Consider the following 13,499-nt stretch of genomic DNA (forward strand, 5'->3'; position numbering starts at 1 on the left):
GGAACCACCTGATCCCATCCCGAACTCAGCAGTGAAACGATGCATCGCCGATGGTAGTGTGGGGTTTCCCCATGTGAGAGTAGGTCATCGTCAAGATTAAATTCCGAAACCCCATTTGCGAAAGCAGGTGGGGTTTTGTTTTGGGCGCTCGAAAAGTGGGTACGCCTAGGCGGATGAGCTGTTGAGTATCTTCAAGGGCAGCTGCCGTATCACCGTACCCGTCGAGAGGGAACTCACTTCAGAGTGCCGTTGGGGAATTCAATGCAAAGTGTTTCTGCATTTTTGGTATGGTGCAGCACATTTCCCAAGGACTGATCTTTCATCGCAGGATGCGGCGTCGACCTTCTTCAACGAGATGCTGTAGAAATGCCTGAACCGATACCGATTAAAGATCACGAAAAAGAAAACCGCCTGGTCAACAAGCGCCTGCTCGCTTGTGCGTTGTTGGTGATAGGCATTACGTGTGCCCTGGTGGGGCGTATGTATTTCCTTCAAGTCGTACAGTTCGACTACCACTCCACGATTTCTGAAAACAACCGCGTCCACGTGCTGCCCATCACTCCGACGCGCGGCCTTATCTATGACCGTAATGGCGTGGTGCTGGCCGATAACCGACCCAGCTACAACCTGACCATCACCCGCGAGCGCACCACTGACCTCAAGGGCGAACTCGACGCCATCGTCAACTTGCTGCACCTGCCTGTCGAAGACCGTGCGTTGTTCGACAAGGCCCTGAAGCAGGCACGGCACCCCTTCGTCCCCGTGACGTTGTTTTACGAGTTGACCGAAGAGCAAGTCGCATTGCTGGCGGTGAATGAGTTCCGCCTGCCAGGAGTAGATGTAGAGCCGCAATTCGTCCGTCACTACCCGCTGGGTGCGCATTTTGCCCACTCCATCGGCTATGTGGGGCGGATCAATGAGAAAGAATCCAAAGCCCTCGACTCGGTGGAGTACCGTGGCACGCAGTCCATCGGCAAAACCGGTATCGAGCGTTTCTACGAATCCGAACTGCATGGTCATGTCGGCTACGAAGAGGTCGAGACCAATGCCCAAGGCCGCGTACTCCGTGTGCTCAAGCACACCGACCCGATTCCTGGCAAAAATATCGTCCTGAGCCTCGACGTGAAGCTCCAGGAAGCTGCGGAAGAAGCCCTGGGTGATCGCCGTGGCTCAGTGGTTGCCCTCGATCCGCAAACCGGCGAAGTACTGGCCATGGTCAGTAAGCCGAGTTTTGATCCGAACCTGTTCGTCACCGGCATCAGTTTCAAGGAATATGCCGCCCTGCACGACTCCATTGACCGGCCGCTCTTCAACCGTGTCCTCCGGGGGCTCTATGCGCCGGGCTCGACCATCAAGCCGGAAGTGGCCATCGCTGGCCTCGACAGCGGTGTCGTCACCCCACAGACCCGTGTATTCGACCCCGGTTACTACCAGCTCCCCGACTTTGACCACAAATACCGCAATTGGAACCACAGCGGCGACGGCTGGGTAGACATGGACGCTGCCATCATGCGTTCCAACGACACTTACTTTTACGACCTTGCTCACAAACTCGGCATCGACCGTCTGCACGACTACCTGGCGGAGTTTGGCCTGGGCCAGAAAGTCTCCCTGGACATGTTCGAAGAGTCCGCTGGCTTGATGCCATCCCAGGCTTGGAAGCGCGCCACGCGGCGCCAACCCTGGTTCCCGGGCGAAACCGTGATCCTCGGCATTGGCCAGGGGTATATGCAAGTCACTCCGCTGCAATTGGCCCAGGCCACGGCGTTGATCGCCAACAAGGGTGTGTGGAATCGCCCGCACCTGGCCAAGACGATCAATGGTGAGCCGCCGGTGGACCAGAATCCAATGCCCAACGTCGTCCTCAAGGATCCGCGTGATTGGGAGCAGGTCAATCACGGTATGCAGTTGGTGATGCATGACCCGCGAGGTATCGCCCGGGCCGCCGCACAAGGGGCGCAATACCGCATTGCCGGCAAGAGCGGTACTGCGCAAGTGGTTGCGATCAAGCAAGGTGAGCGTTACAACCGCGAAAAAACCCTGGAGCGCCATCGCGACAACGCGTTGTTCGTTGGCTTCGCTCCGGCCGAACATCCGAAGATCGTGATTTCGGTGATGATCGAAAACGGTGAGGCCGGTGGTCGCGTCGCGGGTCCGGTGGTGCGGCAAATCATGGATGCGTGGCTACTCGACCAGGACGGTCACCTGAAGCCGCAATATGCGACGCCGGCAAAAGCGCCAGGTGACCCCCACGTCTAAATCATGCCTTCCACTCGTCCCATTGCTCTATGCCTTCATGGTCAAGCCAGGGCACATCATGGGCCATCCAGATGTGCGAGGTGGGCCTGACGCCCGGATCATCGTCCAGCGTCGCCACCCGCACGATCACATGGGGCTGATGCCCACGTTCTGCTATCAGATGTGAGCCACAGCGCGAGCAGAAATGCCTGAGCTTGCCCGGCGAAGATTCAAAGGACGCCAACAGTTCTGCCCCCAGCGTCCAGCGAAAATGCTCGCGCATTACTCCTGCGGTGGCGACAAACGGTGCCGCATGTATTTTGCGGCAGCTTGCGCAGTGGCAGTGGCTGATAGGCATGTCCAACTGGTCCACCTGATAGCGGACACCTTTGCAGAAGCAACTTCCATTCAATGGGTCAGTCATAAACGTATTGCCGGTTCAAGGACGGGGTCATCATGATTGCTTACAACCTGAGGTTGCGCATTATTTGGTGTCGCCTACTGTCAATGGAGGAGGTGACTTATGCACGTATTAGATCGCATTGAGCGAAAAGTTCTGCTGAACGCTTCACGTAAACAGGTCTGGGAAGCGCTCACCAATGCCGAGCAATTCGGTAATTGGTTTGGCATCGCCCTCAAGGGCAAAGCCTTTGTGGCAGGGGAAACCATAGAGGCGCCGATTACCTACCCAGGTTACGAACACGTGATCTGGAAAGCCAAAATCGAACGCATCCTGCCGCAAACGTTGTTCTCTTTCTGGTGGCACCCCTTCGCGGTAGAAAAGGGCGTCGACTACGACAAGGAAACCCCGACACTGGTTGAATTCACCATTGAGGATCGGGCGCCGGGCATTTTGCTGCGGGTGGTTGAATCCGGTTTCGACGCGGTGCCGGAGGCTCGTCGGCAAAAAGCCTTCAAGATGAATTCCCGTGGCTGGGACGAGCAGATGGGCAATATCGAAAACTATTTGAGCAAAACACGTCGGGCGTGAGCTGGAGAAATGGCACCATTGCGGTGCCCGCTTTCGCCGCCTTTAGAAGTCCACCGCTTGCGTGCGCGTTTACCTGCCGCGTTTGCGCAGATGCCGCGTAGAATCAACGCCTGAAAGCTATTCCTGAGGTGCGGTACGGTGGATTTACAGCAGGGTTTTGTCCTGACCCGGCATTGGCGCGATACCCCGGCGGGCACGGAGGTCAGTTTCTGGCTGGCCACAGACCAGGGGCCACGGTTTATCCGCCTACCCGTGCAGACCTCGGTGATGTTCATTCCCGAGGCCCATCGCAAGCCGCTGGATTGGTTGCTCAAAGGCGAACGCGATATCGAATTGCGCCCGCTGCAACTCTGCGATTTCCATCACCGCCCGGTCCTGGGCCTCTACACGCGCCAGCATCGCCAGTTGATGGACATGGAAAAACGCCTGCGCGCCGCCGGTGTCGATGTCTACGAAGCCGATGTGCGCCCGCCGGAACGCTACATGATGGAGCGTTTCATCACCGCTCCGGTCTGGTTCGGTGGGACACCGGATGCCAGTGGTGCCCTGTGCGATGCGCAGATGAAGCCCGCGCCCGACTACCGCCCGCCGCTCAAGCTGGTGTCCCTGGACATCGAGACCACCGCCCAGGGCGACCTCTATTCCATCGCCCTCGAAGGCTGCGGCGAACGCCAGGTGTACATGCTCGGCCCGCCGAACAAGACTGACGCGGTGGATTTCAAGCTCGACTACTGCGACACCCGCGCTCAACTGCTCGAATGCCTCAACCAATGGCTCGCCACCCATGACCCCGATGCAATCATCGGCTGGAATGTGGTGCAGTTCGACCTGCGCGTACTCCACGAACATGCCCAGCGCCTCAACGTACCGTTGATGCTCGGTCGCGGCGATGAGCCCATGGCCTGGCGCGAACACGGCAGCCGCAACCATTACTTCGCCGCAGCGGCGGGGCGTCTGATCATCGACGGTATCGAGGCCCTGCGTTCGGCCACCTGGAGTTTCGAATCCTTCAGCCTGGAAAACGTCGCGCAAACCCTGCTCGGCGAGGGCAAGGACATCTCCACACCGTATCAACGCATGGACGAAATCAACCGCATGTTCGCCGAGGACAAGCCCGCCCTGGCGCGTTACAACCTCAAGGACTGCGAGCTGGTCACGCGGATTTTCGAGAAGACCGAACTGCTCAAGTTCCTGCTCGAACGCGCCAGCGTCACCGGGTTGCCGGCCGACCGCAACGGCGGCTCGGTGGCGGCGTTTACCCACCTGTACATGCCGCTGATGCACCGCCAGGGCTTCGTCGCGCCGAACCTGGGCGACAAACCACCCCAGGCCAGCCCCGGCGGGTTTGTCATGGATTCGCGTCCTGGCCTCTACGAATCGGTGCTGGTGCTCGATTACAAAAGCCTTTACCCGTCGATCATCCGCAGCTTCCTGATCGACCCGGTGGGCCTGATCGAAGGCCTCAAGCACCCCGACGACAGCGACTCCGTCGAAGGCTTTCGCGGTGCACGCTTTTCTCGCACCCGGCACTGCCTGCCGGCCATCGTTGCGCGTGTCTCCGAAGGTCGCGAAGAGGCCAAGCGTGAGCACAACGCGCCGCTGTCCCAGGCGCTGAAAATCATCATGAATGCGTTCTACGGCGTACTCGGTTCCAGCGGTTGCCGCTTTTTCGATACACGACTGGCTTCGTCGATCACGATGCGCGGCCACCAGATCATGCGCCAGACCCGCGAACTGGTTGAAGCCCAGGGGTATGAGGTGATCTACGGCGACACCGACTCCACCTTCGTGTGGCTCGGCAGCGCGCATTCCCAGGACGACGCCAGCCGTATCGGCCAGGCGCTGGTCAAGCACGTCAACACCTGGTGGCGTGAGCACCTGCACAGCGCGTTCGGCCTGCAAAGTGCCCTGGAGCTGCAATACGAAACCCACTTCAGCCGCTTCCTGATGCCGACCATTCGCGGCGCGGAGGAGGGCAGCAAGAAGCGCTACGCCGGCCTGGTGGTACGTGCCGACGGCAGCGAAGAGATGATCTACAAAGGCCTGGAGACCGTACGCAGCGACTGGTCGCCCCTGGCCCGCCGGTTCCAGCAGGAACTCTACCAGCGCATCTTCCACCGCCAGCCCCATCAGGACTACATACGCGACTACGTGCGCCGCACCTTGAGCGGCGAGTTCGATGAACTGCTGATCTACCGCAAACGTCTGCGCCGTCAACTGGATGACTACGAGCGCAACGTGCCGCCCCATGTACGCGCGGCGCGCCTGGCCGATGAATACAACGACCGCCTGGGGCGCCCGCGCCAGTACCAGCGCGGCGGCTGGATCCGCTATGTGATCAGCGTCAACGGCCCCGAACCGCTGGAAGTACGCCAGGCGCCGATTGATTACGACCACTACGTCACCCGGCAATTGCAACCGGTCGCAGATGCCATCCTGCCGTTCGTGAGTGACGATTTCAGCACCCTGGTCGGCGGGCAAATGGGCTTGTTCTAAAATTCTTGATTCATCCAATGGAGGAAAGGCTATGTACACACTCTATGGCATCGACGAATCCGGCTCCTGCATGATTGAAATCGCCCTGCAACGGTGCGCGGTACCATGGCGACGGGTGGACGCCGCCTCCTGGGCCGACGGCGAGGGCAGTGATGAGCTTGCCCGTATCAACCCGCTCAAACAGGTGCCCACCCTGGTTATCCCCGATGGACAGGTGCTGACGGAAAGTGCCGCGATCCTGATCCACCTGGGCCTGGCGTTTCCCGATGCGCATCTGCTGGGCGGCGACCGTGACCAGATCATCCGCGGCCTGGTGTACATCGCGGCCAATTGCTATTCGGCGATTGGCATCATTGACTACCCGCAACGCTGGGTGGGCAATGCCGATGAAGCGGTGCAGGCGCAATTGGTCGCGGGCACGCGTCGCTATCTGCATCAGGCCTGGGTGGTGTTTGCCGAACAGTTTGCCGGCCAACTGTTCGCGTCCAACGGCGAACCGAATGCGCTGGGCATCATGGCGGCGGCGGTGTCGCGCTGGGATGAGGCGCGTGAGGCCTTGACTGCCCTGGCGCCAGGCTTTGCCCAGACCCTGGCGCAGGTGGATGCCGACCCGATCGTGGCGCCTGTCTTTGCCCGCCATTGGCCGGGCTGGAAGGTCTCGTAATGTTTGTGCAATCAAAGGAAACAATGCCGCATGTCGCCGCCAAGCCCTTGCGGAGCGGGCGTCCTGACCTACGCTTTCTGAACGCGGTGTAGGAATCATCCTTGAATTTGACTGTCGCAGACATGAAACTCAAGAACCCTGCATGGAATTCAAAGGAGGTGCGCATGCTCATCCGGTCGCTGACCCTGGCTACCTTGATGGCTTTTACGGGGCCGCTGTTGGCTGCTGATGATATCAACCCGCTCAAGCAGGACCTGGGCAAAGCCCGGCCACTGGTGGTGGTGGAGCTTGATTCCGGCAACGACACACTGGCGACCCTCAAGAAACAACTGGACGAGCCTGCCACCAAGCAGTCCTTTGAAGAGCGCAGCATGGTGTTCTACACCGTGAAGTTTGGCAGCATCGGTGCCGAAGGGGAGAAGTTCGCCAAGGACCCCAAGGACAACAAGAAGCTCACGCCGCCCGAGACCAATGCGCTGATCCGCGCCCTCAAACTGGGTGCCGGCAGCGGCACCAAAGTGATCCTGGTGGGCAAGGATGGCGAGAAGAAAGTCGAGAAGACCGTGCCACCGGATACCCTCGATTTGAAAGAGTTTTTCAGCGCCATCGACCAGATGCCGATGGCCGAGAAAGAAACCGCCGCCGCCCCGGAACCCGAGCCCGTTGCACCGGCTCCGGCCAAGGGCGCCAAGCCGGCGAAACACGCCGGCAAGCCCGCCGCGCAACAACTGGATGACTGAACCCGATACCCGGTAGGAGCACGCTCGCTCCTACCGTTATCTGGCAGCCTTGCGCAGCGGAAATGGAAAGTAGAAAAACCGCAGGAATGCCACCCGCTTGATCACTTCCCCGATCAACAACGGCACCACTACCGCCACCACAAAACCGATGCAGGCCGCGACAAACGCGTGCAGCCCCAGACGCTCCATCAAATCGAATGTCTTGTGCTGGATCTCCCCATGGAAGATCAGCAGGATCAGGGTCGACTGGCCGATGTAGGTCATGACCCGGGTGATCAGGGCCGACGCCATCAGCACCCGCGCCAACGCCCAGCACAGGTACACCCCAATCACCGCCAGCAGGCTGGTCCACAGCCAGTGGTCGTAGCGACGCTGCGCCAGGTCCATGGTATCGCCCCGGTAGAGGAACACCGCCGCGAACAGCGCCACCGACACCAGCAGGGTCAGCATTGACCCCGCATGGGTACGCAGCCAGTCACGCAGCAGGTAGCCGTAGACGAAACACGCGCTGCTGATCAGGGTGATATCCAGGCTGAAGGGCAAGCCGGGCAGCACCCAGGTTTGCCCGCCGAGAGTCACCGGCAGTTGCCAGAACCACGGCAGCATCCAGATGCCGATCAGCAGCGGCACCAGCATCACTGCACAGCTCACCGCCAGCGGCAGGCGCTGAATCAGCCGCAGTACCGCCCAACTGAAGAGGATCGCCACCCAGAAGTGCGGCAAAAACCACAGCGCCTGCCAGGGGATGGTGTCCACCGAGGCGTACAGCACGCCGCCGATATCCGGCAGCAGCGGTTGGCCGCGCAGCACATCGCGCACGATCACATACACCAGCATGGTGAAGAAAAACGGCTTGAGCAGGCCGTCGGCCTTACGCACCGCCATCTCGACAAACGGCTGCTCAGGTTTGAAAAACACCCCCGACAGAAAGAAGAACAACGGCAGTACGAACGACGCCAGGATCGGGTACATCAAGTCCGGCGACGTGGCGACAAACCAACTGTGGGCGTACACGATCACCAGGATGCCGATGCCCTTGGCGATATCCATTTGAATCCAGCGATTTTTCACCTGAGTGCTCCCGATCTATAAACTCCACCGCCCCTGTAGGAGCTGGCTTGCCAGCGAAGAACGCAAGGGCACCACGTGCATCCAGAATGCCCGCGTTATCGTTGACGATTTTCGCTGGCAAGCCAGCTCCTACAATAAGCGTCATGCCTTGCGCCACGGCTTGAGCCACAGCCCCATGCCGAGCAGCACCACGGCGCCCGCCAGGGTGCTCAGCCCCAGTTGCAGCCACACGCCCTCAATACCAAACAGCATCAGCGCCGCCAGCCCCATCAGCAGTGCACTGAGCAGCCAGTGCCGGGCCCAGGGCAGGGCGTCGAGCAAGGCCTGGCGCTGCATCAGCAACAGTGCGGTGCAGAGCACGCCGGCCAGTGCGGCCAAGGGGATGCCGGCCAGGCCGAACACCCAGGGCAGCGCTCCCAGCAACAACACGTTGACCAGGCTGCCGAGCAACTCGCAGCGCAGCGGCTGGCGCGTATCGCCGGCGGCGTAGGCATAGCGCGCGAGCAAGGCGTTCCAGGCGCCGAACACCAACGGCACGGCAAACCAGGCCAGCAGCAGCGGCAATGGCGAATCCGCCGATTGCCTGGGCAGCAGCAGCGCCACCAGGCTCGGGGCTGCCGCCACCAGGCCGACACCGGCAGGCAGGGTCAGTACGCTGGCGGTTTCCAGGCCGCGCTTGAGCAGGGCCAGGCGCTCATCGCCCTGACGGCGGCTCATCATGCCCAGCAGTACCTGGTTGAGACTCATCAGCGCAATCAGCGGCAGGTTCATCAGCTTGCGCGCCAGGTTGACCCAGGTCACCGCGCCTTCGCCCAGCAGCGATGCCACCAGCCGCTCGATCAGCGCCAACCCCTGGCTGGCGCCATTGCTCAGCAACAGCGGTCCGATGCGCTGGCCCAGCTCCCGCAAGGGTGCGACGCTCAGTTGCCAGCGCCATGGCCGCCAGCCTTGGCGCCACACCGACGGCAACAGCGCCAGCGGCATCAACAGGCTGCCGGCCAGGCAGGCCAGGGCCAGCGCGTGCGGTTGGCTGGTAGTGCCCGCGAGGGCGAGGTACGTCACCGGCGGCAGGTTGAACAGCAACGAGCCCAGCCCCGCGAGGACAAAGCGTTCGCTGGCCTGCAAGGGAATGCTGAACAGCCCATGCAACATCAAGCCCGGCACACACCAGGCGACGATCTGCAGGTTGCTGCTGGCCAAGACTGTGGCGGTGTCGGCCAACCCCGGGCCGAGCATTTGCACCAGCCACGGTGCCAACAGCGTCAGCAGCAGGCTGATGACCAGCGCGATCAGCAGCAACGCCGGGAACAGCACCGCCAGCCACTCCAGGCGTTCGCCATGCTTGCGTTGCAGGTACAACGGCAGCGCGGCGGCGCTCAGCACACCGCCGGCCAACGACATGCGCAGCGCTTCCGGCAAAAACAGCGCGATCAGGAAGGCATCGCTGCGCTCTCCGGCGCCCCAGGCCGCCACCAGCAGCCATTCACGGGCAAATCCCAGGCACAGGCCCACCAGGGTCGCCAGGGTCAGCCAGGCGGCGGAGCCGAGCATCAGGGCCGTGCCCCATCAGGCAAGTGTTTGCGGTAGGCCACGGTCTTCACTTGCGGCAGCCGCGCCGGAAACAACCGCCGCGCCTCCAGTACATTGATGCCCACCATCAGCCAGAACAACGCCACCATCACCACCGCAAAACTGAAGTAGTGGTCGAACAGGCCGCTGACCAGCGCCGACAGAATCCCGCCGGTGGTGCCCAGCCACAGGGCATTGTCCTTGGTCAGGCGGATCGGGCTTTTTTGCGGACGCGCCTCACGCCACCAGCGCACGGTCACCGCCACAAAGAACAGCATGCCGACGATGCCGGTCTTGTAGATGAAGTTCAGCCACAGGTTGGAGATCCCCAGCAGGTGGGTACCCGGTACCGGCGGGTCAACCTTGAAGCCGATCCCGAACGGATAGGACACCACCGCCTGCGGGAACATGCGGTACTCGTCGAACCGCACTTCGGTACTGGCGTTGTCCGACGAGAAAATCGTCGCCAGGCGTTCCTGTAACGGTGGGTAGGCCATTACCAGTGCCACGGTCAGCGCCGCGCCGATCATCAGCAGGCGCCCGGTGTAGGGCACGCGGCGCGTAGCCATCCACACCAGCACCAACGCCAGGCTGACCATCGCGCCGCGGCTGCTGGCCAACAGCAACGCGGCCGCGCCCAGGCAGGCGACGCCCAGGCCCAGCGCACGTTTCCAGCCCTGTTCGGTCACGCCGAAGCAGAAGGCCAGGGGCAGCAGCAATGCCATGATCCCGCCGATGGCATTCGGGTGCATCCACGGCGAACCCATGCGCGAAGACATGGCCTCCAGGCCGAATTTCAACATGTCGAAGTTGCCGTAGTTGAACAACGCCAGAATCGGCGCAATGCCAGCCCCGGAGCGCGTGCGCACGAACACCGCAATCGACAGCACCAGCATCGCCAGGCTGCCCAGCAACAGGGCGATGACCAAGGATTCACGCTGCTTGCGGTCCACCAGCAACCTGGCGCAGAGAAACACTGCCGACAGGCTCAGCAACCAGCGCAGCCAGTTGGCCACGCCGCTGCTGTCGGCGTGGACGGTGACCTGGCCGACGATGAACGGGAACACGCTGAACAGCATCAGCCACAGCAGCATCTGGTCGGTGGGACGGCGGGTCAGGCTGGGCGTATCGGGCAGGCGGGCCAGGAAGTTGTGCCACAGCACCGCGCCCCAGGTCAGGGCCAGGATCGCTTCGCTGACGGTGCTGCGGATTCCCAGGTTGATAGTCGAGTACGGCATGAACGTGGCGATCATGGCGAACAACAACAGCCCCCACAACGGAAAGCGCAGGATGGTCACTGCCCCCGCCAGGCCGACCACGGCCAGGAACGCCTTGGCCGGCGACAGCAACAGGGCGAGGGCGCCAAACAGCAGGCCGAAGAGGATCGCGACGAGGCTTGCCAGGTTCACTCTCACTGAAGTTCCTCGATCAGTTCGGTCAGGCGCTGGCGATAGGCATGATGGTTGAAACGTTGCGCCCACAGGCGCCGTTGCTCGGCGCAGTCTTCATCCGGCCGCGCGCCCAGGCTGAGCATCAATTGCACCAGCGCCGGGCCATCGATGGGCGAAAAGCGCGGGGCCGACGGCGGGGTGATTTCATCCAGCGAAGTGCCGCTCGCCACCGCCACCGGCGTACCGACGCTCAGGGCCTCGATCACCGGCAGGCCAAAGCCTTCGGCATAGGACGGCTGCCACAGGCGTGACGCCTGGCGGTAAAGCGCCTGCAACTCGGCGTCCGACACGCCGCTCAGCGCACGAATCCCCGGCAATGTGCGCTGGGCTTCGGGCAAGTGTTCCAAACTGCCCACCAGCACCAACTCCGGCACCGAAGGGGATTGGCGCCGCGCCTGCTGCCAGGCGTCCACCAAAAACGGCACGTTCTTGCGCAACTCACGGGTGCCCACCAGCAGCCAGTAGCGCTCGGGCAATTGATGCCGGCTCAGGTCCGCCACCAGCCCGGCAAAGCCATCGACCTGATTGGGCAGCACACGAATCTTGCCCACCGCCTTGGGAAACAGCCGCGCGGTTTCATCGGCGCTGTACTGCGACGGCGTCCACACGCGGTCGGCGCTGTGCACCGCGTAGGCAATCGACAGGCGATCGCTGGTCTTGTAGATCAGCGCCTTCAAGCGGTTGGCATGGTAGTTGTCCAGGGTGATCTGGAACAGGTCATGCAGGAGTACCACGGTGCGCAAGCCTTTCGGTTTGGGCGGCAAGGGCAGGCCCATATTGAAGGTGCTGATGTACAGGTCGATACGCTCCTCGCGCAAGGCGCGGGGCAGAAAACCGGCCTCAAAGCGCAGACGATTCTGCGGCTGGTGCATGGCGGTCTTGGCACAGCCCCACGCCGGGCAGTGGGCCTGCAGGCGCGTTTCATCGCCCAGTGGTGCCACGGTAAACCGTTCAAGCTCGATGCCCGGCAAGGTGTGCAGGGCGCTTTCCAGTGCATACACCTGGCGGCTGATGCCCGATTGCGGCGAGGTGCCGACGGTGCGGTAATCCAGGCCTATACGCATGCGGGCTCCCTCTGGCTCAGCGGCACGAGGGTGGCGTACACCTGCTCCAATTGGCTGGCGGCGACGCTCCAGTCATGGGCGCGGCGTACGTAGGCGCGGCCCGCCTCACCCATGGGCGCGGCGGCTTCAGGGCATTGCAGCAGGCGCACCACGGCATCGGCCAGGTCGTCGGCGCTTTGCCCACCGAGGTAGTCCAGGCCTTCCACCAGGTCCAACCCCGACACGCCTTGTTCGGTGCTGGCCAGCGGCAGGCCGGCGGCCAGGGCTTCGAGCACCTTGAGCTTGGAGCCGCCGCCGTGGCGCAACGGCGCCAGGAACACCGAACAGCTCGATTGCAGGTCGAGCAGGTTGGGCACGAAGCCTTGCCACTCGATACGCGGGTCTTTCCAACGCTCGCGCCAGTTGCCGGGCATGCCGAAGCCGCACACGCTCATGCGCGCATCCGCACAGCGCGCCCAGACCTTGGGCAATATTTCATCCAGGGCCCATTCGATGGCGTCCACGTTCGGCGCGTATTCATAGTTGCCGAGGAACAGCACGCGGCGTGTCGACGGGTCGGGATGGGCGGCGGCGAAGTGATCGCAGTCCACGCCATTGACCACCACCGGTACGGGTTTGCCGGCGATTTTTTCCAGGACGTGCGCATCGTTTTGAGTGACCGCCACCACCTGCGCGGCCTGGCGCATCACCCGGCGTTCCCAGCGGGCATAGCGCCATTGATCGTAGCGAATGAACGGCAGCGACCAACGCGGCAAACGGTCGTAGGTGGCCGCGCCCAGGGCCGACTCCACATTGTGTTCGGTCAGCACAAAGGGCTGTGATTTACGCGCCAGCGCATCTTCGTAAGGCTGGAAACTGTAGCTGTGCTCGATCTGCACCACGTCCCACTGCTCACCCAGCAACCAGTTGAAGGTGTCCTGCAACTCGCCCGCCAGCCCATTCACACTGGCCAGCAGCGGGTAGGGTGCAAACAGCCCCGCCACCAGGGTCTTGAGGCTGCGCAACGGGCGGCGCGGCAGGATGATCAACTGTTCGACAAACGCCTCCAGCACCTGGCGGTCGGCGAGGGATACCGGGTGCTTGTCATGCAGCAGCAAGGTGATCCGATGCCCGCGCGCGGCCAGGCTGCGCAGCAGGTGGAACTGGCGCGTCTTGCCGCCGCTGGTGGCGGGCCAGGGCGAGTAGGGCAGGATCCATAAAATGCGCATGGCGGGC

At 62.2% G+C, this 13,499-nt stretch carries 11 protein-coding genes and 1 rRNA gene; 6 read left to right on the top strand and 6 right to left on the bottom strand.

Going from position 1 to position 13,499, the window contains the following annotated elements:
* A 5S ribosomal RNA gene (gene rrf / locus Q8X51_RS29225) occupies positions 1-96 on the top strand; the annotation flags it as partial.
* Positions 97-366: 270 nt separating this feature from the next.
* On the top strand, positions 367-2,259 hold the full coding sequence (mrdA, locus tag Q8X51_RS29230; protein ID WP_065926889.1) for a penicillin-binding protein 2: 1,893 nt from the start codon (positions 367-369) through the stop codon (positions 2,257-2,259).
* A gap of 1 nt (position 2,260) precedes the next feature.
* Here mrdA and Q8X51_RS29235 read toward each other — a convergent pair whose 3' ends face one another.
* Positions 2,261-2,662 (bottom strand): GFA family protein, encoded by a 402-nt coding sequence (locus tag Q8X51_RS29235; RefSeq protein WP_330215157.1) that lies wholly within the window; start codon positions 2,660-2,662, stop codon positions 2,261-2,263.
* Positions 2,663-2,761: 99 nt separating this feature from the next.
* Here Q8X51_RS29235 and Q8X51_RS29240 point away from each other — a divergent pair, with 99 nt between their 5' ends.
* The 4 genes from Q8X51_RS29240 (at position 2,762) to Q8X51_RS29255 (ending at position 7,129) form a co-directional block, all read left to right on the top strand.
* On the top strand, positions 2,762-3,229 hold the full coding sequence (locus Q8X51_RS29240; protein ID WP_323147250.1) for an SRPBCC family protein: 468 nt from the start codon (positions 2,762-2,764) through the stop codon (positions 3,227-3,229).
* A gap of 138 nt (positions 3,230-3,367) precedes the next feature.
* Positions 3,368-5,725, top strand: coding sequence for a DNA polymerase II (locus tag Q8X51_RS29245; protein WP_074845223.1), 2,358 nt, complete (start codon positions 3,368-3,370; stop codon positions 5,723-5,725).
* 31 nt (positions 5,726-5,756) lie between these two features.
* Positions 5,757-6,389 (top strand): glutathione S-transferase family protein, encoded by a 633-nt coding sequence (locus Q8X51_RS29250; protein WP_065926893.1) that lies wholly within the window; start codon positions 5,757-5,759, stop codon positions 6,387-6,389.
* 164 nt (positions 6,390-6,553) lie between these two features.
* Positions 6,554-7,129, top strand: a complete 576-nt coding sequence (locus tag Q8X51_RS29255) for a DUF4174 domain-containing protein (protein WP_065926894.1) — start codon at positions 6,554-6,556, stop codon at positions 7,127-7,129.
* A 36-nt stretch (positions 7,130-7,165) separates the two neighbouring features.
* Here the strand turns inward: Q8X51_RS29255 and Q8X51_RS29260 are convergent, their stop codons facing one another.
* The 5 genes from Q8X51_RS29260 to Q8X51_RS29280 form a co-directional block, all read right to left on the bottom strand.
* Complete coding sequence (locus Q8X51_RS29260) at positions 7,166-8,200, bottom strand: acyltransferase family protein (RefSeq protein WP_074845226.1); 1,035 nt, start codon at positions 8,198-8,200, stop codon at positions 7,166-7,168.
* A 141-nt stretch (positions 8,201-8,341) separates the two neighbouring features.
* Entirely contained in the window at positions 8,342-9,751 is a 1,410-nt protein-coding gene (locus Q8X51_RS29265) for a lipid II flippase MurJ (protein WP_065947046.1), read from the bottom strand.
* A complete protein-coding gene (locus tag Q8X51_RS29270; protein ID WP_407694767.1) occupies positions 9,751-11,178 on the bottom strand; it encodes an O-antigen ligase family protein in 1,428 nt (475 codons plus the stop codon). Before Q8X51_RS29270 ends, Q8X51_RS29265 begins: the two co-directional genes overlap by 1 nt.
* Before the next feature lie 2 nt (positions 11,179-11,180).
* Positions 11,181-12,284, bottom strand: coding sequence for a glycosyltransferase family 4 protein (locus Q8X51_RS29275; RefSeq protein WP_407694766.1), 1,104 nt, complete (start codon positions 12,282-12,284; stop codon positions 11,181-11,183).
* Positions 12,275-13,492 carry a glycosyltransferase family 4 protein gene (locus Q8X51_RS29280; RefSeq protein ID WP_065926898.1) on the bottom strand — a complete coding sequence of 406 codons (1,218 nt, stop codon included), beginning with the start codon at positions 13,490-13,492 and terminating at the stop codon, positions 12,275-12,277. The genes Q8X51_RS29275 and Q8X51_RS29280 overlap by 10 nt, the downstream gene beginning before the upstream one ends.
* Positions 13,493-13,499 lie beyond the last annotated feature (7 nt).

The sequence above is a fragment of the Pseudomonas sp. Yb2C2 genome (assembly GCF_052112325.1).
Taxonomy (GTDB): domain Bacteria; phylum Pseudomonadota; class Gammaproteobacteria; order Pseudomonadales; family Pseudomonadaceae; genus Aquipseudomonas; species Aquipseudomonas marginalis.